The sequence below is a fragment of the Kosakonia sp. YIM B13571 genome, from assembly GCF_042788095.1.
In the GTDB taxonomy this organism is placed as follows: domain Bacteria; phylum Pseudomonadota; class Gammaproteobacteria; order Enterobacterales; family Enterobacteriaceae; genus Kosakonia; species Kosakonia quasisacchari.
Genome location: NZ_JBHZPL010000001.1, coordinates 267,645 through 287,287, shown reverse-complemented (window position 1 = coordinate 287,287; position 19,643 = coordinate 267,645). Strand labels below are relative to the sequence as shown.

12 protein-coding genes are annotated in these 19,643 nt (G+C 52.5%); 6 read left to right on the top strand and 6 right to left on the bottom strand.

Annotated features, from left to right (window positions below):
• Window positions 1-88 precede the first annotated feature (88 nt).
• The 3 genes from cydC to trxB form a co-directional block, all read right to left on the bottom strand.
• Window positions 89-1,810, bottom strand: a complete 1,722-nt coding sequence (gene cydC, locus ACFX4O_RS01370; RefSeq protein ID WP_380206755.1) for a cysteine/glutathione ABC transporter ATP-binding protein/permease CydC — start codon at window positions 1,808-1,810, stop codon at window positions 89-91.
• Complete coding sequence (gene cydD, locus ACFX4O_RS01365; RefSeq protein ID WP_380206754.1) at window positions 1,811-3,577, bottom strand: cysteine/glutathione ABC transporter permease/ATP-binding protein CydD; 1,767 nt, start codon at window positions 3,575-3,577, stop codon at window positions 1,811-1,813.
• Window positions 3,578-3,692: 115 nt separating this feature from the next.
• Complete coding sequence (trxB, locus tag ACFX4O_RS01360) at window positions 3,693-4,658, bottom strand: thioredoxin-disulfide reductase (protein ID WP_086871895.1); 966 nt, start codon at window positions 4,656-4,658, stop codon at window positions 3,693-3,695.
• A gap of 553 nt (window positions 4,659-5,211) precedes the next feature.
• Between trxB and lrp the strand changes: the two genes are divergently transcribed.
• The 6 genes from lrp to ACFX4O_RS01330 all read left to right on the top strand — a co-directional run bounded on the left by lrp (window position 5,212) and on the right by ACFX4O_RS01330 (window position 15,055).
• A complete protein-coding gene (lrp, locus tag ACFX4O_RS01355) occupies window positions 5,212-5,706 on the top strand; it encodes a leucine-responsive transcriptional regulator Lrp (protein ID WP_002439523.1) in 495 nt (164 codons plus the stop codon).
• A gap of 120 nt (window positions 5,707-5,826) precedes the next feature.
• On the top strand, window positions 5,827-9,813 hold the full coding sequence (ftsK, locus tag ACFX4O_RS01350; protein WP_380206752.1) for a DNA translocase FtsK: 3,987 nt from the start codon (window positions 5,827-5,829) through the stop codon (window positions 9,811-9,813).
• 119 nt (window positions 9,814-9,932) lie between these two features.
• A complete protein-coding gene (lolA, locus tag ACFX4O_RS01345; protein WP_131410941.1) occupies window positions 9,933-10,544 on the top strand; it encodes an outer membrane lipoprotein chaperone LolA in 612 nt (203 codons plus the stop codon).
• Window positions 10,545-10,553: 9 nt separating this feature from the next.
• Entirely contained in the window at window positions 10,554-11,897 is a 1,344-nt protein-coding gene (gene rarA, locus ACFX4O_RS01340; RefSeq protein WP_131410943.1) for a replication-associated recombination protein RarA, read from the top strand.
• Between the two features lie 91 nt (window positions 11,898-11,988).
• On the top strand, window positions 11,989-13,281 hold the full coding sequence (gene serS / locus ACFX4O_RS01335) for a serine--tRNA ligase (RefSeq protein WP_017456177.1): 1,293 nt from the start codon (window positions 11,989-11,991) through the stop codon (window positions 13,279-13,281).
• 625 nt (window positions 13,282-13,906) lie between these two features.
• Complete coding sequence (locus ACFX4O_RS01330; protein WP_380206749.1) at window positions 13,907-15,055, top strand: MFS transporter; 1,149 nt, start codon at window positions 13,907-13,909, stop codon at window positions 15,053-15,055.
• Between the two features lie 217 nt (window positions 15,056-15,272).
• Here the strand turns inward: ACFX4O_RS01330 and pflA are convergent, their stop codons facing one another.
• The 3 genes from pflA to focA all read right to left on the bottom strand — a co-directional run bounded on the left by pflA (window position 15,273) and on the right by focA (window position 19,399).
• Window positions 15,273-16,013 carry a pyruvate formate lyase 1-activating protein gene (pflA, locus tag ACFX4O_RS01325; protein ID WP_017456180.1) on the bottom strand — a complete coding sequence of 247 codons (741 nt, stop codon included), beginning with the start codon at window positions 16,011-16,013 and terminating at the stop codon, window positions 15,273-15,275.
• 194 nt (window positions 16,014-16,207) lie between these two features.
• A complete protein-coding gene (gene pflB, locus ACFX4O_RS01320) occupies window positions 16,208-18,490 on the bottom strand; it encodes a formate C-acetyltransferase (protein ID WP_131410947.1) in 2,283 nt (760 codons plus the stop codon).
• A 51-nt stretch (window positions 18,491-18,541) separates the two neighbouring features.
• A complete protein-coding gene (gene focA / locus ACFX4O_RS01315; RefSeq protein WP_131410949.1) occupies window positions 18,542-19,399 on the bottom strand; it encodes a formate transporter FocA in 858 nt (285 codons plus the stop codon).
• Between the last annotated feature and the right edge of the window lie 244 nt (window positions 19,400-19,643).

Here is a 19,643-nt window from a genome sequence, read left to right as displayed (position 1 = left end):
CGCGACAAGGGACCCTACTTACTATCGTCATTTTGGTCGTTCCACTTTAGCGCTGCCGTTACAGAAACGGCAAAATGACGAATAGCCACTACAGACGCTGCTTAAACTGGTAGTACCGACCCTGTTTCGCCATTAACGCTGCGTGATTACCTTGCTCAATTATTTGCCCGTTGTCCATCACAATTATCCGATCGCAACGTGCCAGCCCGCGCAGACGGTGCGTGACCATCAGCAGAGTTTTGCCTTTCATCACTTCGCCCAATAATTCAAGGATTTGGCTCTCTGTAGCGGCATCCAGACCTTCGGTCGGTTCGTCCAGAAGCACCAGCGGTGCATCATGCAATAACGCGCGAGCAATCGCCAGACGACGCAGCTCACCACCGGAGAGCTGGCGTCCGCCTTCGCCGAGCCAGGCATTCAGCCCATTATCCTCAAGCAGTTTTTCCAGCCCGACACGGGCGAGCATCGCACTCAGTGTGTCATCGCTCGCCTGCGGTGAGGCCAGCAACAAGTTATCGCGCAGCGTCGCGCTGAACAGATGTACGCGCTGCGGCACCATACTGATAAGTTTGCGTAAATCAGCTTCCGCAAAGCTAGCAAGCGCCTGGTCATTGAGACGAATCTCGCCGTGCTGCGGATCCCATGCGCGCGTCAGTAATTGCAATAATGTGGATTTGCCGCACCCGGTTTGGCCAAGGATTGCCACATGTTCTCCGGCGGAAATCGATAAGGAAATTGAGTCCAGCGCACGCTGCGGTTGGCCTGGGTAGTTAAACGTCATGGCCTCGAATTGCAGGGCGACATCTGTAGGCGTGGCGGCACTGTTTTGCGGGAAGGTGACTTCCGGCTGACATTCCGTTACCTGCGTGATGCGTATGGCGGAAGCAATAACCTGCCCCAGATGCTGGAACGCACCGGTTACCGGGGCCAGCGCTTCGAAAGCTGCAAGCGCACAGAAGACAAACAGCGCAATCAATGCGCCGGGCTGCGTGTTACCACCAATATCGGCGGAAGCAAACCACAGCATCACAAGCACTGCCGCGCTGCTGATGAGCAGCATCACGGCCTGCGAAACGGCACTCAGATCGGACTGACGACGCTGGGCATCATGCCAACTGAGTTCAGTGTTTTCTAGCTGTTCACGATAGCGCTGGCTGGCACCAAAAATGGTCAACTCTGCCTGGCCTTGCAGCCAACTGATTAATTGCTGGCGATACTGTCCGCGCAGGGCGGTCAGATTTTCGCCTGTCGGTTTGCCCGCGCGGTAAAATAACGGCGGCAGGATAATCAAGGTTGCCAGCATAATACCGCCCAACATCAGAGCCAGCGATATGTCCAGTACGCTTAAGCCCAGTGTGACAACGATGATGACCACCAGTGCACCGATCAACGGGGAGATCACGCGCAGGTAAAGGTGATCGAGCGTGTCGACATCGGCAACGACGCGGTTTAGCAACTCACCCTGGCGAAAGCGCGCCAGCCCGGCAGGGGAGAGGGGGAGCAGTTTACTGAATGTCGAGACGCGCAAGTGTTCCAGTACGCGAAACGTCGCGTCATGGCTGACCAGCCGTTCAAAATAGCGCCCGGCCGTACGAATAATCGCTGCGCCACGAACACCTGCAGCAGGCAGCATATAGTTAAAGCTGTAGATGCCGGCGACGCCAACCACGGCGCACGCAGAGAGGAACCAGCCGGAGAGCGTCAGCAGACCAATGCTGGCAAGCAAAGTGATAACGGCGAGGATAACGCCGAGCATCAGCATCCACTTGTGGCGTTTATACAGTGCGAGATAAGGCAGTAATGCGCGCATTTAAATCTCCTCCTGGCGATGGGCAAGGAGGTCGGCAAAGATCCCCTGCACAGCAGCAAGTTCGGCATAGCTGCCTTGTTCCATAATTTGGCCATCCTGCATTACCCAGATAACATCCCAATCAGCCAGGTGTTCTAACTGGTGCGTAACCATCAGGGTCGTTTGCTGGCGCGAAGCCTCGGTAAGTGCCTGCATCACGCGTTGCTCGCTGTGGGCATCAAGGCTGGCTGAAGGTTCGTCCAGCAGCAGCAGTTTACAGGGAGAGAGCAGCGCACGGGCAACGGCCACACGCTGTGCCTGGCCAACAGAGAGGCGTACAGCCTGATCGCCAGACTGAGTTTCCAGCCCCTCAGGAAGCAGTGGCAGAAACTCGCTGACCCAGGCTTTATCCAGAACGGTTTTCAACTCTGCATCGCTGGCGTTGGGGCGTGACAGCAATACATTCTCACGCAATGTGGTGCCGGGAAGTTGCGGATTTTGCCCAACCCAACTTATCGCTTCGCGCCAGCTATCCGGGTCCAACTCGCTCAGTTCGACGTCGTTAACGCGTAATGAACCTTCGTAAGGCAGAAAGCCAGAAAGCACATTGATCAGTGAACTCTTGCCAGAGCCGCTTCTTCCTACTACTACGACGCGCTGACCCGCGGACAGGGAAAAATTGAGCGGCCCGGCGAGTACCGCGCCTTCTGGGGATTTCAGAAGCAAATCGCTTGCCGTCAGCGTTACGGGCTCATCGGTTTTCAGCGTGAGATCACCTCGTTTCGGATGTGCAAGTGGTGCTTCCATAAACGTTTTCAGGCTGTCCGCAGCGCCAATTGCTTGGGCTTTAGCGTGATAAAAGGTACCGAGATCGCGCAGCGGCTGAAAGAACTCCGGTGCCAAAATTAGCGCGAGAAAACCGGCGAACAAGGTTACACCAGCGCCGTAGTGACCGAAATTCAGCTCGCCAAGATAGGAAAAACCGAAATAGACCGCCACCAACGCAATCGATAATGAGGTGAAGAACTCCAGCACGCCGGATGATAAGAAAGCCATGCGCAGCACTTCCATAGTGCGGCTGCGAAAATCCTGTGAAGCATGACGAATATTTTCTGTTTCCGCAGCGCCCCGACCAAAAATACGCAGTGTTTCCATCCCACGTAAGCGGTCAAGGAAATGGCCGCTCAGGCGAGCCAGCGCTTTGAAGTTACGGCGGTTGGCGTCCGCCGCACCCATTCCGACCATCGCCATAAAGAGCGGAATTAGCGGGGCTGTACCCAGCAATATTAGCGCTGCTGCCCAGTTAATCGGGAACAGAGTGGCAATGATTAGCAGAGGTACGCTCGCTGCCAGCGTCATTTGTGGCAAGTAGCGGGCATAGAAGTCGTGCATATCATCGATTTGCTCAAGTATCAGCGTGGCCCAGCTTCCGGCGGGTTTTCCCTGGATCCACGCCGGGCCAGCCTGATGCAGGCGATCAAGAACCTGACGGCGGATTTCGAAGCGAATATGCGCACCTGCATGGAAACCAACACGTTCTCGCAGCCAGACCACCCAACTGCGCAGGATAAAAATCAGCACCAGCAAGATGAACGGCAGTAAGAGGGCTTCGCGCGGGATATTCTCCACAATCATGTGGTTCAGAATACGCGCCAGAATCCAGGCTTGCGCGACGATCAGCACGCCGCTGACCACCCCGAGCAGGCGGGAGAGTGTCAGCCAGCGACGGGAAATAATGCTTTGCTGTTTTAACCAGCGGGTCAGTTCTTGTTGACGGGTTTTATTCATTGCGCGCTTTGCAGGTGGAGTTATCGGATTTTTGAGCTGGCGCAATGTTACATCGGAGCAAAAATAAAGGCGACTTATAGTCGCCTTTTTTACCTTTGTTACTGACTTGTAAAGATTATTTACGTTCAGCAAGTCCGTCGAGATAACGTTCTGCATCCAGCGCAGCCATACAGCCTGTACCTGCAGAAGTGATCGCCTGACGATAAATATGGTCCATCACATCGCCGGCAGCAAAGACGCCAGGAATGCTAGTTTGCGTGGCATTGCCATGAATACCGGACTGCACTTTGATATAGCCGTTTTCCAGCGCCAACTGACCTTCAAAGATGGCGGTGTTCGGGCTGTGGCCGATAGCCACAAACAGACCGGCAACCTCCAGCGATTCGACATTATCTGCATTCTGCGTATCGCGTAGACGCAGGCCGCTAACGCCCATCTGATCGCCCGTCACCTCTTCCAGCGTACGGTGGGTGTGCAACACGATGTTGCCGCTTTCGACTTTATCCATCAGGCGTTTGATGAGGATTTTTTCCGCACGGAAGGTGTCACGGCGATGGATCAGATGCACTTCAGAGGCAATATTTGCCAGATACAATGCTTCTTCCACTGCGGTGTTACCGCCGCCAATCACCGCGACTTTCTGGTTACGGTAGAAGAAACCGTCACACGTTGCGCAGGCGGAAACGCCACGGCCTTTGAACGCTTCTTCAGACGCCAGGCCCAAATAACGCGCAGACGCACCCGTGGCAATAATCAATGCGTCGCAGGTGTACTCACCACTGTCGCCAGTCAGGCGGAACGGACGATTTTGCAAATCCACGCTATTGATGTGATCGAAAATGATTTCGGTATCAAATTTGGTGGCATGTTCATGCATGCGTTCCATCAGCAGTGGCCCGGTCAGATCGTGCGGGTCGCCCGGCCAGTTTTCCACTTCAGTGGTGGTGGTGAGCTGGCCGCCTTTTTCCATACCGGTAATCAGAACTGGCTGCAGGTTAGCGCGTGCAGCATAGACCGCCGCGGTATAACCGGCAGGTCCTGAACCAAGGATAAGCAGCTTACTGTGTTTGGCCGTACCCATGAGATCCTCGTTGTTGTTTGGCAGACATTGGGCTGGATTGTAGGGAATTTACCGGCGTAAAAAAAGGGTGCAGCGATTTTGTTAACGATATGTGTAATAGAAAGAGCCGATGGCTGAAGGGTTGTTAACCGCCTAAATATAATAATTCCTACTGAAAAAGGGTCAGTTATAAGGTGATAAAATGATGATTAGGGAACGACCCTGATGAATATCTGGCATGTTGTACTAAAAAAAGATGTTTTGCTTTGACAATCCCCTGCGCATTTGCGAAAACATCAAAGGAAGAAAAAAAGCAGTGTTTCGCGCGTGACGCAAATTCATGCATGTAAATGCCATTTTTACCGGGCTAGCGAAATCTACGTATGGCGTGGACAGACGCCATTCGTGATATCGATAGCTGCCCCTGGCAACGGTCTTCTCAATACTGCCCCTGGGATTACGTGACGCGCTAATTTAAATTACGCGCCGCGTAGCGCGACGGGCAAAGACTCTGAACAGTGAAGTGCACAGGGTCAAGACAGGAGTAGGGAAGGAATACAGAGAGACAATAATAATGGTAGATAGCAAGAAGCGCCCTGGCAAAGATCTCGACCGCATCGATCGTAATATTCTGAATGAATTGCAAAAAGATGGGCGTATTTCCAACGTCGAGCTTTCTAAACGAGTGGGGCTTTCCCCAACGCCATGCCTTGAGCGTGTGCGCAGGCTGGAAAGACAAGGGTTTATTCAGGGCTATACGGCGCTGCTGAACCCGCATTATCTGGATGCATCACTTCTGGTATTTGTTGAGATTACTCTGAATCGTGGCGCGCCGGATGTGTTTGAACAATTCAACTCTGCCGTGCAAAAGCTTGAAGAGATTCAAGAGTGTCATTTGGTTTCAGGCGATTTCGACTACCTGTTGAAGACGCGTGTGCCGGATATGTCGGCTTACCGCAAACTGTTAGGGGAAACCCTGCTGCGTCTGCCGGGCGTAAACGACACCCGCACATATGTGGTAATGGAAGAAGTCAAACAGAGCAATCGTCTGGTTATTAAGACGCGCTAATACGGAACAGGTGCAAAATCGCTGTTTTTTGATTACACTCCTGTTAATCCATACAGCAACAGTGCCGGGGAGACCCGGCGCTGTTGTCCGTTTTAGCATCAAGGACCTGGAGAGCCTGTCTTGAGCCAGGAATACACCGAAGACAAAGAAGTCACACTGACCAAGTTAAGCAGCGGGCGTCGACTCCTGGAGGCGTTGCTGATCCTCGTTTCACTTTCTGCCGTCTGGTTAATGGCAGCGCTTCTCAGCTTTAACCCGTCCGATCCCAGTTGGTCGCAAACGGCCTGGCATGAGCCTATCCATAATATTGGCGGCGTGCCCGGCGCGTGGCTTGCTGATACGTTGTTTTTCATTTTTGGCATCATGGCTTATACCATCCCGGTGATCATTATCGGCGGCTGCTGGTTTGCGTATCGCCACCGGGCCAGTGAAGACTATATCGACTATTTTGCCGTATCGCTGCGCATGATTGGCGCGCTGGCGCTTATTCTCACTTCTTGTGGCTTGGCGGCGATTAATGCGGATGACATTTGGTATTTCGCCTCCGGCGGCGTCATTGGCAGCTTGCTAAGTACCACGCTACAACCCTTGCTGCGTAGCAGTGGCGGTACACTGGCGCTGCTCTGTATCTGGGCCGCCGGTTTGACGCTGTTCACCGGGTGGTCATGGGTGACCATTGCCGAGAAAATTGGCAGTGTGATTCTCAACATTCTCACTTTCGCCAGTAATCGTACCCGTCGTGATGACACCTGGGTCGATGACGAAGAGTATGAAGAGGATGATGAAGATAAAGGTGAAATAGACGCTCCGCGTGAATCTCGCCGTACGCGTATTTTGCGTGGTGCACTGGCGCGGCGAAAACGCGTTGCCGAAAAGTTTGCGAATCCGATGGGGCGCAAAACCGATGAGGCGTTGTTCTCCGGCAAGCGGATGGATGACGATGAAGACGATATTGCTTATAGCGCTCGTGGTATCCCTGCGGATGCTGACGACGTGTTGTTCTCTGGGCATCGCGCAACTGAATTTGAACAGGAATACGATCCGCTGCTCAATGGCCGCAGCATAACGGCACCTGTGGCCGCTGCTGCTGCCGCGACGACTGTCGCTACGCAGGCTTATGCTACGCCTGTTGAGCCAGTTGTGCAGGCACCGCAGGAAATTGAGTGGCCCTATGCTCAGCCGCCCGTTCAGCAGGCCGCTGCGTATCAGCCAGCACCAGATGAGCAGAACTCACTCGCATCTTACCAGCCTGTACCAAACCCGTCGGTTTCACAGGAAGCTGCATATTCGTCTGCACAATACGCTGAACCAGAGTGGCAGCAGCCTGTCGCGCAGGATAGTTGGACGCCAGAAGCTTCGGTGACGGCACAGCCGCAAGAAAACGATGTTTATACGCAGCCGCTACACGATCCGCTGCCATGGCAGGGTGAATCACAGCCGCAAATCTCCCCGGCGCCAGAATTCGTCGTCGAACCTGAACCTGTAGTTGAAGAAGTGAAACAGACTCGTCCACCGCTCTATTACTTCGAAGAAGTAGAGGAGAAGCGTGCGCGCGAGCGTGAGCAGCTGGCGGCGTGGTATCAGCCGATTCCTGAGCCCGAAAATATTGAACCGGTTTCGAAGCCAGTTGCACCGGCTATGCCATCGATACCGCCTGTTGAGGCAACCGTTGCGCCAGTTGCAGCCGGAATACAGCAGGCCGCCAGTAGTGTCACCGTGGCAACAGCTGCTGCAGGTCCGATGTTCAGCCTTGCGGCTGGTGGTACACCGCGTCCGCAGGTGAAAGAGGGGATTGGCCCGCAGCTTCCGCGCCCGAACCGGATCCGTGTACCGACGCGCCGTGAACTGGCTTCTTATGGCATTAAGCTGCCGTCTCAGCGGATGGCAGAAGAGCGTGCGCGCGAAGAAGATGAAACGCGCCATCATAACGATCAATTCACGGAAGATGATGCTGATATGCTGCAGCAGGATGAACTGGCGCGCCAGTTTGCCGCTACGCAGCACGATCGCTATGGTGATGGATTCCAGCATGAGGCGCCGCAATTCCAGTCGCAGCATGCTGTACATGCTGTACCGAGTGAAGAAGACGCAGAAGAGGCGGAACTGGCGCGTCAGTTCGCTGCATCGCAGCAGCAGCGGTATGCGGGTGAACAACCTGCCGGGACTCAGGCGTTTATGCCGGAGGACTTTGCGTTCTCACCAATGAAGACACTCGTAGATGATGGCCCGAGTGAACCGTTGTTTACGCCGGGTGGGATGCCAGAGCAGGAAACGCTGGCTGTGCCGTATCATCATCAACAACCGCAGCAGTATCAGCAGCCAGCTCACCAACCTGTTGCACAGCCGCAGCAGTATCAACAGCCGGTGCATCAACCTGTTGCACAGCCGCAGCAGTATCAGCAGCCAGTGCATCATCCTGTTGCACAGCCGCAGCAGTATCAGCAGTCGGTGCATCAATCTGTTGTACAGCCGCAGCAGTATCAGCAGCCGGTGCATCATCCTGTTGCACAGCCGCAGCAGTATCAGCAGCCAGTGCAACAACCTGCTGCACAGCCGCAAGAGAGCCTGATTCACCCGCTGCTAATGCGTAATGGCGACAGTCGCCCGATGCAAAAACCAACGACACCGTTGCCGTCGTTGGATTTGCTGACGCAGCCGCCAGCGGAAGTCGAACCGGTAGACACGTTTGCGCTGGAACAGATGGCGCGTCTGGTGGAAGCGCGACTGGCGGATTTCCGCATCAAAGCTGATGTGGTCAATTATTCTCCAGGCCCGGTTATCACCCGTTTTGAGTTGAATCTCGCCCCGGGTGTGAAAGCTGCGCGTATTTCGAACCTTTCCCGCGATCTGGCGCGTTCGTTGTCGACCGTTGCGGTGCGTGTGGTGGAAGTTATTCCGGGTAAACCGTACGTTGGTCTGGAACTGCCGAACAAGAAACGGCAAACCGTTTACCTGCGTGAAGTCTTGGACTGCGTGAAATTCCGCGAAAACCCGTCGCCGCTGACTGTAGTGCTGGGTAAAGATATCGCGGGCGATCCGGTAATCGCCGACCTGGCGAAGATGCCGCACCTGTTGGTTGCGGGTACGACCGGTTCCGGTAAATCGGTGGGCGTGAATGCCATGATCCTCAGCATGCTGTATAAAGCGACGCCGGAAGAGGTGCGCTTTATCATGATCGACCCGAAAATGCTCGAGTTGTCAGTATATGAAGGGATTCCGCACCTGCTTACCGAGGTCGTCACCGACATGAAAGACGCTGCTAACGCCTTGCGCTGGAGCGTCAACGAAATGGAGCGTCGCTACAAGCTGATGTCGGCGCTCGGAGTGCGTAATCTGGCGGGCTACAACGAGAAGATCGCTGAAGCAGCACGAATGGGCCGCCCGATCCCGGATCCTTACTGGAAACCCGGTGATAGCATGGATGTCGAGCATCCGGTGCTGGAAAAACTGCCGTATATCGTAGTGCTGGTGGATGAATTCGCCGATTTGATGATGACCGTCGGTAAGAAAGTGGAAGAGTTGATTGCGCGCCTGGCGCAAAAAGCGCGCGCCGCCGGGATTCATCTGGTGCTGGCGACTCAGCGTCCATCTGTGGATGTCATTACTGGCCTAATTAAAGCCAACATCCCGACACGTATCGCTTTTACCGTTTCGAGCAAAATTGACTCGCGCACCATCCTCGATCAGAGCGGTGCAGAATCGCTACTGGGAATGGGGGATATGCTCTATTCCGGCCCGAACTCGACCTCTGCGCCGGTGCGTGTACATGGTGCATTCGTTCGTGACCAGGAAGTGCACGCCGTTGTGCAGGACTGGAAAGCGCGCGGGCGTCCACAGTATGTCGATGGCATTACCTCGGATAGCGAAAGCGAAGGTGGTGCAGGTGGCGGTTTTGAGGGAGGAGAAGAGCTGGATCCGTTATTCGATCAGGCGGTTAATTTCGTGACCGAAAAACGTAAAGCCTCAATCTCCGGCGTACAGCGCCAATTCCGTATCGGCTATAACCGCGCGGCGCGCATCATCGAGCAGATGGAAGCCCAGGGAATCGTCAGCGAACAAGGACATAACGGAAACCGTGAAGTGCTGGCTCCGCCGCCGTTTGACTGATTGCAAAGATGTGTAACGCAATAGAAATTCAGTCTTTTCTTCTGTTGCTCCTGGTACTCGGTGCTTAGAGTGACAGAAGTATTCTCCCGCGTCGGGAGTGACGTATTTAAGGAACAGCAATGAAAAAAGTCGCTTTGGTTTGTGCATTAATGGGTAGTCTGTTGGTCAGCAATGTGTGGGCTGATGCTTCCAGCGACCTGAAAAGCCGTCTCGATAAGGTCAGCAGCTTTCATGCTACCTTCACTCAAAAAGTGACCGATAGCAGCGGCGCTGCGGTGCAGGAAGGTCAGGGCGATCTGTGGGTGAAACGCCCGAATCTGTTCAACTGGCATATGACCCAGCCGGATGAAAGTGTGCTGGTGTCGGATGGTAAAACGCTGTGGTTTTATAACCCCTTTGTTGAGCAGGCAACAGCAACCTGGCTGAAAGACGCCACGGGTAACACGCCGTTTATGCTGATTGCCCGTAATCAGGCAAGCGACTGGCAGCAGTACAATATTGAGCAGAAGGGTGATGACTTCGTTCTGACGCCGAAAGGCAACAACGGTAACCTGAAGCAGTTCACCATCAATGTAGGGCGTGATGGCACTATCCATCAATTTAGCGCCATTGAGCAGGACGATCAGCGCAGCAGCTATCAGCTGAAATCACAGCAAAACGGCACCGTTGATGCGTCTAAATTTACCTTTACCCCGCCGAAGGGCGTAACGGTTGACGATCAGCGCAAGTAAGAGGCGTGCATGAGTAACATGTCGCTCGACTTTTCCGATAATGCGTTTCAACCTCTGGCCGCGCGTATGCGGCCAGAAAATTTAGCGCAGTACATTGGTCAGCAACATCTGTTTGCGCCGGGTAAGCCGCTCCCGCGCGCGATTGAAGCCGGACACTTACACTCCATGATTCTATGGGGACCGCCTGGAACGGGCAAAACCACGCTCGCCGAAGTGATTGCGCGTTACGCCAATGCAGATGTGGAGCGTATTTCGGCAGTGACCTCCGGGGTGAAAGAGATCCGCGAAGCTATTGAGCGTGCGCGTCAAAACCGTAATGCCGGGCGCCGTACCATTCTGTTTGTCGATGAAGTTCATCGTTTTAATAAGAGCCAGCAGGACGCTTTTCTGCCACATATTGAAGATGGCACTATCACTTTTATTGGCGCGACGACGGAAAACCCCTCTTTTGAACTCAATTCTGCATTGCTGTCTCGTGCGCGCGTTTATTTGCTTAAATCGCTGACCACCGAGGATATCGAACAGGTCTTAACGCAGGCGATGGAAGACAAAGCGCGCGGTTACGGCGGGCAGGATATTGTTCTGCCGGATGAAACCCGGCGGGCAATTGCCGAGCTAGTTGGCGGTGATGCGCGCCGGGCGCTTAATACGCTTGAGATGATGGCGGATATGGCGGAACTCGACAATTCCGGCAAGCGTGTATTAAAGCCAGAACTGCTTACGGAAATTGCCGGTGAACGCAGCGCCCGTTTCGACAATAAAGGCGATCGTTTTTACGATTTAATTTCCGCGTTGCACAAATCGGTCCGCGGCAGTGCGCCGGATGCGGCGCTTTATTGGTATGCGAGAATTATCACGGCTGGCGGCGATCCTTTATATGTCGCGCGACGCTGCCTGGCAATTGCCTCTGAAGATGTAGGCAACGCCGATCCGCGTGCGATGCAGGTCGCGATTGCAGCCTGGGATTGTTTTACGCGCGTTGGTCCTGCAGAAGGTGAGCGTGCGATTGCTCAGGCGATCGTCTACCTTGCCTGTGCGCCGAAAAGTAATGCGGTTTATTCGGCGTTCAAAGCGGCGCTGGCTGATGCGCGCGATCGCCCCGATTATGATGTGCCAGTTCATTTGCGTAATGCGCCAACCAAGCTAATGAAAGAGATGGGTTACGGACAAGAGTATCGCTACGCTCATGATGAACCCAATGCCTATGCGGCCGGTGAAGAGTATTTCCCGCAAGAACTGGCGCAGACGCGCTATTATCATCCCTCGACAAGAGGCCTTGAAGGTAAGATTGGCGAAAAGCTCGCCTGGCTTACCGAACAGGATCATAAAAGCCCTATAAAACGCTATCGCTAGGGCGGGCGTTGCGGTAAGGTTACGGCTTACACCGTCGACCGCAGGCTGCGGTCGTATCCTTTTATTTCAATTCGATAAGCACAGGAAAAGCATGCTCGATCCCAATCTGCTGCGTACCGAGCCAGACGCAGTCGCTGAAAAACTGGCACGCCGGGGCTTTAAGCTGGACGTAGATAAATTACGTGCGCTCGAAGAGCGTCGTAAAGTCTTGCAAGTTAATACTGAAAACTTGCAGGCGGAACGCAACTCGCGATCGAAATCCATTGGCCAGGCGAAAGCACGCGGGGAAGATATCGAGCCTTTACGCCTGGAAGTGAACAAACTGGGTGAAGAGCTGGACGCGGCTAAAGCGGAGCTGGAAACCCTGTTGGCGGAGATCCGCGACATCGCACTGACGATCCCCAACCTGCCAGACGATTGTGTTCCAGTAGGCCGTGACGAAAACGACAACGTTGAGGTCAGCCGTTGGGGTACGCCGCGCAAATTCGATTTCGACATTCGCGATCACGTAACGCTGGGTGAAATGCACAGCGGGTTGGATTTCGCCGCAGCGGTGAAACTTACAGGCTCTCGCTTTGTTGTGATGAAAGGGCAGATTGCGCGTATGCACCGTGCGCTGGCACAGTTCATGCTGGACTTGCACACTGAACAGCATGGCTACGCAGAGAACTATGTTCCGTATCTGGTCAACCAGGATACATTGTACGGCACCGGGCAGTTACCGAAATTCGCGGGTGATTTGTTCCACACTCGTCCGCTGGAAGAAGAAGCAGACAGCAGTAATTACGCGTTGATCCCGACTGCCGAAGTTCCGCTGACGAACCTGGTGCGTGATGAGATCATTGATGAAGATGATCTGCCGATCAAAATGACTGCCCACACGCCATGTTTCCGTTCAGAAGCGGGATCTTATGGGCGTGATACGCGTGGTCTGATCCGTATGCATCAGTTCGATAAAGTTGAAATGGTGCAGATCGTTCGCCCGGAAGATTCTATGGCGGCGCTGGAAGAGATGACCGGCCACGCTGAGAAAGTGTTGCAGCTGCTGGGGCTTCCTTATCGTAAAGTGCTGCTGTGCTCGGGTGATATGGGCTTCGGTGCGTGCAAAACCTACGATCTGGAAGTGTGGGTGCCGGCACAGGATACTTACCGCGAAATCTCTTCCTGTTCTAACGTATGGGATTTCCAGGCTCGTCGTATGCAAGCGCGCTGCCGTAGCAAGTCTGACAAGAAAACCCGTCTGGTTCATACGCTGAATGGTTCCGGTCTGGCAGTTGGCCGTACGCTGGTGGCGGTAATGGAAAACTATCAGCAGGCTGATGGTCGAATTGAAGTACCGGAAGTATTGCGTCCGTACATGAATGGCCTTGAGTTTATCGGCTAATCTGCTTGCAGTGAATGTTAATTCTGAAAGCGCCTGCGGGCGCTTTTTTATTGCTGATTTAAAACCAGACGCCGTGAGCGTGCTCAGCTCTTTGCCTAACTGTCTCTGGGTTTACAGCTAACGAACGGGTAAGACTTTCTTCCAGGGTTTTTAGTCCGCATTTTAAAGTCGTTATCTATATCGTCTGCTTTGCAGGTCGTTTTTTACTGATAAAAGAAAAGCGGCGTCTTGGAGATGTATGCAGCGAGCACCTGGTTTTGGATCAAAATTTTATAGCTCTGCCAGAAGCTACTTTTAGAGTTTTTGGCGCGCCTTTTCGGGACAAAATCATTACTGCCTGCTGTGCAGGTGAATAATTTTACCTCACCTTTTCCGCGTCTGTTTCAGTCTTTTTGTTCCGGTATTCATCATGAATTTTTTCGACCGACAATTCCGTCTATTTGCAAAAATATTCTTTCATTATCAATAGGGGGAATCGTATCGTCCTTTGTTAAGCCCAATGCTGGATAAGTTTTACGAATCGTCGAGGTGCAAAATATGTCAGCGTCTAAAATCCGTGGATTGACAATGTTCTTACCGGTGGCATGATGCGCACGCAAACTGAACTTCCTCACGGTTTTTACCCATGTCCATCTATACCCGGCCAGTGCTGCTATTGCTCTGTGGCTTAATGCTGTTGACGCTGGCGATCGCGACGCTAAATACGCTCGTGCCGCTCTGGCTCACCCACGAAAATTTACCGACCTGGCAGGTGGGGATGGTGGGTTCTTCCTATTTCACTGGCAACTTGCTGGGTACGTTACTGACCGGGCGTTTAATTCGCTGTCTGGGTTTTAACCGCAGTTATTATCTTGCTTCGCTGATTTTTGCCGCAGGCTGTGTTGGCCTGGGGTTGATGATTGGCTTCTGGAGCTGGATGGTTTGGCGCTTCGTCGCTGGCGTAGGCTGTGCGATGATTTGGGTAGTTGTGGAAAGCGCCTTAATGTGTAGCGGCACATCGCGCAATCGTGGGCGCTTGTTGGCAGCCTATATGATGGTTTACTACGTCGGCACAGTGCTTGGCCAGGTAATGGTCAGTAAATTACCGACAGATCTGATGAGTGTGCTACCGTGGACGACTGCGCTGGTGTTGGCGGCGATCCTGCCGCTACTATTTACCCGCATTGTCAACCAGCAGAGCGAAGAACAGGCTCCGACCTCGGTATGGCCGATGTTGCGTCTGCGCCATGCTCGCCTGGGCGTGAATGGCTGTATTATCTCCGGGATCATCCTTGGTTCGCTGTACGGCTTGATGCCGCTTTATCTTTCCCACCAGGGGATTAGCGATTCAGGCATTGGTTTCTGGATGGCGCTGATGGTCAGCGCCGGTATCGTAGGTCAGTGGCCGATTGGTCGGCTGGCAGATCGTTTTGGTCGTCTGCTGGTGCTGCGTGTGCAGGTGTTTGTCGTGATCGTGGGCTGTTTTGCGATGTTGAGCAATGCAGCCATGGCACCCGCGCTTTTTGTGCTCGGGACGGCGGGTTTTACCCTTTACCCGGTGGCGATGGCATGGGCCTGTGAGAAAGTGGAACATCATCAACTGGTGGCAATGAACCAGGCGCTGCTATTGAGTTACACCATTGGCAGCCTGCTTGGTCCGACGCTGACCGCAATGCTGATGCAAAGTTATTCAGATAGCTTGCTGTTTATCATGATTGCTGGTGTGTCGTTTATCTATCTGGTGATGCTGATGCGCAAAGCAGGACATCATCCAACGCCAGTGGCACACGCCTGATGTATACCGTTTGACAAGTCAAAATGAGTTTTTATAAAAGTGATGGTTTGTCCCTGTAGAGGCTACTGAAACCTTAAAAAGGTGCCAGACGTTTGCTGAGTTTAAATCCTGGTAGCGCTAAAACGGAGATCTCACTTCCTTTGCTGAAGGTCGCTCCCCTGGTTAGCAATAAAAAAGCCACAACGGTGCGTTGTGGCTTTTTTGTCTCAGAGAGGGCTCAGTACATCACTTTGTGACCGTACTGTTCCAGGATACCTTTAACGCGCTCCATCGTCTCTTTTTTCGGCGGGTGAATACCGTCCAGCTTGTACTCTTCACCCATCGCCACCCATTTATGTTTACCGAGCTCGTGATAGGGAAGGAGTTCGATTTTCTCGACGTTGCCCATGTCGCGGGTAAATTCACCAAGGCGGTGTGCAGAATCGTCATCGTCAGACCAGCCGGGCACAACGACGTAACGGATCCATACGTTGATATTTTTCTTCGATAAATACTGGGCGAATTCAAGGGTTCGATGATTGGATACGCCTACCAGATTCTGATGGATCTCATCGTTCATTTGCTTCAGATCGAGCATCACCAAATCGGTAACTTCCAGCAATTCATCAATCACCGGATCGTAACGGCGCACAAAGCCGTTGGTATCGAGGCAGGTGTGGATGCTCTCTTTTTTACAGGCGCGAAACCAGTCGCGAACGAATTCCGCCTGCAAGATTGCTTCCCCACCGGATGCCGTTACGCCACCGCCGGAGGCGTTCATAAAGTGCCGATAGGTAACGACGTCTTTCATCAGTTCTTCAACGGTGATCTCTTTGCCACCGTGTGTATCCCATGTATCGCGGTTATGGCAATACAGGCAGCGCATCAGGCAGCCCTGGAAGAAGGTGATGAAACGGATGCCCGGGCCGTCGACCGTGCCGCAGGATTCAAAGGAGTGGATGCGACCAATAACTGACATTGCGGTGTTTTCTCCAGATGTGGCCCATCCGGGGCCTGTGTCTGCGCAGTTTAATTCCTTCTGCGCTAAGTCTGTTTTGGCAGACATCCAGCAAGTATAGATGGCTGACGAAGCACACTTCAGGCGTTAAAAAGGCCCCACAGTCGTGGAGCCTTTATTATACGCTTATTACTGCGTAGTTTCAGTCAATACCATTACATGGTCTGAGTGAAAGTACGAGTAATAACATCCTGCTGCTGTTCTTTAGTCAGGGAGTTAAAACGCACGGCATAACCGGAAACACGGATGGTCAACTGCGGATATTTTTCCGGGTTTTCCATCGCGTCGAGCAGCATTTCGCGGTTCATTACGTTCACGTTCAGGTGCTGACCACCTTCGATGGACGCTTCGTGGTGGAAGTAACCATCCATCAGACCCGCCAGGTTGGTTTTACGTACTTCGTCGTCTTTACCCAGCGCGTTCGGCACGATAGAGAAGGTGTAAGAGATACCATCTTTAGCGTAAGCGAACGGCAGTTTAGCGACGGAAGTCAGAGAGGCAACAGCACCTTTCTGGTCACGACCGTGCATCGGGTTAGCACCCGGTCCGAACGGAGCACCAGCGCGACGACCATCCGGGGTATTACCCGTTTTCTTACCGTACACAACGTTAGAAGTAATGGTCAGAACAGACTGAGTCGGGATAGCGTTGCGGTAAGTGGTCAGTTTCTGAATTTTCTTCATGAAACGTTCAACCAGGTCAACCGCCATATCATCAACGCGAGCGTCGTTGTTACCAAACTGCGGATATTCGCCTTCGATTTCGAAGTCGATAGCCAGACCGTCTTCATCACGAATCGGTTTAACTTTCGCGTATTTGATAGCAGACAGGGAGTCAGCCGCTACGGACAGGCCAGCGATACCGCAAGCCATGGTACGGATAACGTCACGATCGTGCAGCGCCATCAGTGAAGCTTCGTAGCTGTATTTGTCGTGCATGTAGTGGATGACGTTCAGTGCGGTGACGTACTGTTTAGCCAGCCAATCCATGAAGTGATCCATACGTTCCATCACTTCGTCGAACTTCAGAACGTCGCCTTTGATAGGTTCAGATTTCGGACCTACCTGCATTTTCAGTTTTTCATCAACGCCGCCGTTGATGGCGTACAGCATGGTTTTCGCCAGGTTAGCACGCGCACCGAAGAACTGCATTTGTTTACCCACAACCATCGGGCTTACGCAGCATGCAATCGCGTAGTCATCGTTGTTGAAGTCCGGGCGCATCAAGTCATCATTCTCGTACTGCAGAGAAGAAGTATCGATGGAGACTTTTGCAGCGAATTTTTTGAAGTTCAGCGGCAGTTTTTCAGACCACAGAACAGTGATGTTCGGTTCCGGAGACGGGCCCATGGTGTACAGAGTGTTCAGGAAACGGAAGCTGTTTTTGGAAACCAGTGTACGGCCATCAACGCCCATACCACCGATAGATTCAGTTGCCCAAATCGGGTCACCAGAGAACAGTTCATCATATTCAGGTGTACGCAGGAAGCGAACCATACGCAGTTTCATGACCAGGTGGTCAATCATTTCCTGAGCGTCTTTCTCAGTGATTTTGCCTGCTTTCAGGTCACGTTCGATGTACACGTCCAGGAAGGTGGATACGCGACCGAAGGACATTGCAGCGCCGTTTTGAGACTTAACAGCGGCCAGGTAACCGAAGTAGGTCCACTGGATTGCTTCCTGAGCGTTGGTAGCCGGAGCAGAGATATCACAGCCATATTTTGCCGCCATCTCTTTGATCTGACCCAGTGCGCGATGCTGTTCAGCAATTTCTTCACGCAGACGGATAGTTGCTTCCAGGTTTACGCCATTTTCCATGTCAGATTGCAGAGACAGGAACTGTGCGTATTTGTCTTTCATCAGATAGTCGATACCGTACAGCGCAACGCGACGGTAGTCACCGATGATACGACCGCGGCCGTAAGCATCCGGCAGACCGGTCAGAACGCCGGATTTACGGCAGTTCAGAATGTCTTTGGTGTAAACATCGAATACACCCTGGTTATGGGTTTTGCGGTATTCGGTGAAGATTTTTTTAAGTTGCGGATCCAGCTCGCGGTTGTACGCTTTGCAGGAGCTTTCAACCATTTTGATGCCGCCGAACGGGATGATTGCGCGTTTCAGCGGAGCTTCAGTCTGCAGACCAACAATTTTCTCTAACGCTTTATTGATGTAACCAGCGTCGTGAGATGTGATGGTTGAGGCAACGGAGGTGTCAAAATCAACTGGCGCGTGGGTGCGGTTTTCCAGTTTAACGCCTTCCATGACTTTGTCCCACAGTTTGGTGGTCGCGTCAGTAGCGCCAGCCAGGAAGGACTCATCGCCTTCGTACGGGGTGTAGTTTTTCTGGATAAAGTCACGTACGTTTACTGCGTTTTGCCAATCGCCTTTTACAAAACCTTCCCAGGCTGTGGCTAATTTTTCATTAAGCTCGGACATGTAACACCTACCTTCTTAAGTGGATTTTTTATTTACTGCCTGAAACAACCATTAATGATGGTCGTTGCCACGCAGGTAAATGACCCAGTATGTCAACCCGACTAATAATCCTCCACCAATGATATTCCCGATTGTTACAGGGATCAGGTTATCAGTGATGAAATTCATAATGGTCAGGTGAGAGAAACTTTCCGGGCTGGAACCAACTGCGGTCCAGAACTCCGGGCTTGCAAAGTTGCGGATTACAATACCCATCGGGATCATAAACATATTCGCAATGCTGTGCTCAAAACCGCTGGCAACAAACATCGCCACCGGCAGAACCATAATCATGGCTTTGTCCATCAGACTGCGGCCGGAATAACTCATCCACACGGCCATGCAAACCATCAGGTTAGCCAGAATGCCAAGCGCAACGGCTTCAATAAATGTGTGGTGTACTTTATGGTCTGCGGTTTGTAGCACGTTTAAACCCCAGCCACCGTTGGCGACCATATGCTCGCCAGATAACCACATTAACAGCACAAACAGCAGCGCCCCCACCAGGTTGCCGACATAGACGTTAATCCAGTTACGGGCCAGTTGCCCCCAAGTGATACGCCCACTCGCTTTCGCTACGACAATCAGTACGGTTGAAGTGAAGAGATCCGCACCGCAGATGATGCAAAGAATCAGCCCCAATGAGAAGCAGATACCACCGATCAGTTTAGCAATACCGTACGGCATTGCGCCGGTACCTGTGGTGGCGGTGATGTAGAAAACGAAAGCAATGGAGATAAACACACCTGCGGTAATCGCAAGATAGAAAGTCTTAAGCGGATGTTTAGTCGCTTTATAGACACCAGCTTCTTCGGCAACTTTGGCCATCTCGGCTGGAAGAATAAGATCAAAAGGGTTGTCAGCTTTCACACTAACTCTCTCTTTATTAAGTCGGCGACGAGATACTAACAAAGCATTATAGAAGAGAATTTGATATGGATCATATCTCGCCTGGCTTATAGGACCGCAAAGAGCGTGGTTTTTCTACGAATGCGGAGTAACTTGTTGATTATCAAAATAAAAATAAATTTTAAAAATTGCAAAATGAGTTGAAATTTTTTATGTGACCTCCCAAAAATCAGTTAATTAAAATGGAGTAATTGCCATAAGAAGT

Coding starts and splice junctions, on each gene's coding strand:
- lrp (WP_002439523.1), top strand. CDS start 5,212: ATGGTAGATAGCAAGAAGCGCCCTGGCAAAGATCTCGACCGCATCGAT.
- cydC (WP_380206755.1), bottom strand. CDS start 1,810: ATGCGCGCATTACTGCCTTATCTCGCACTGTATAAACGCCACAAGTGG.
- serS (WP_017456177.1), top strand. CDS start 11,989: ATGCTCGATCCCAATCTGCTGCGTACCGAGCCAGACGCAGTCGCTGAA.
- lolA (WP_131410941.1), top strand. CDS start 9,933: ATGAAAAAAGTCGCTTTGGTTTGTGCATTAATGGGTAGTCTGTTGGTC.
- cydD (WP_380206754.1), bottom strand. CDS start 3,577: ATGAATAAAACCCGTCAACAAGAACTGACCCGCTGGTTAAAACAGCAA.
- trxB (WP_086871895.1), bottom strand. CDS start 4,658: ATGGGTACGGCCAAACACAGTAAGCTGCTTATCCTTGGTTCAGGACCT.
- pflA (WP_017456180.1), bottom strand. CDS start 16,013: ATGTCAGTTATTGGTCGCATCCACTCCTTTGAATCCTGCGGCACGGTC.
- pflB (WP_131410947.1), bottom strand. CDS start 18,490: ATGTCCGAGCTTAATGAAAAATTAGCCACAGCCTGGGAAGGTTTTGTA.
- ACFX4O_RS01330 (WP_380206749.1), top strand. CDS start 13,907: ATGTCCATCTATACCCGGCCAGTGCTGCTATTGCTCTGTGGCTTAATG.
- rarA (WP_131410943.1), top strand. CDS start 10,554: ATGAGTAACATGTCGCTCGACTTTTCCGATAATGCGTTTCAACCTCTG.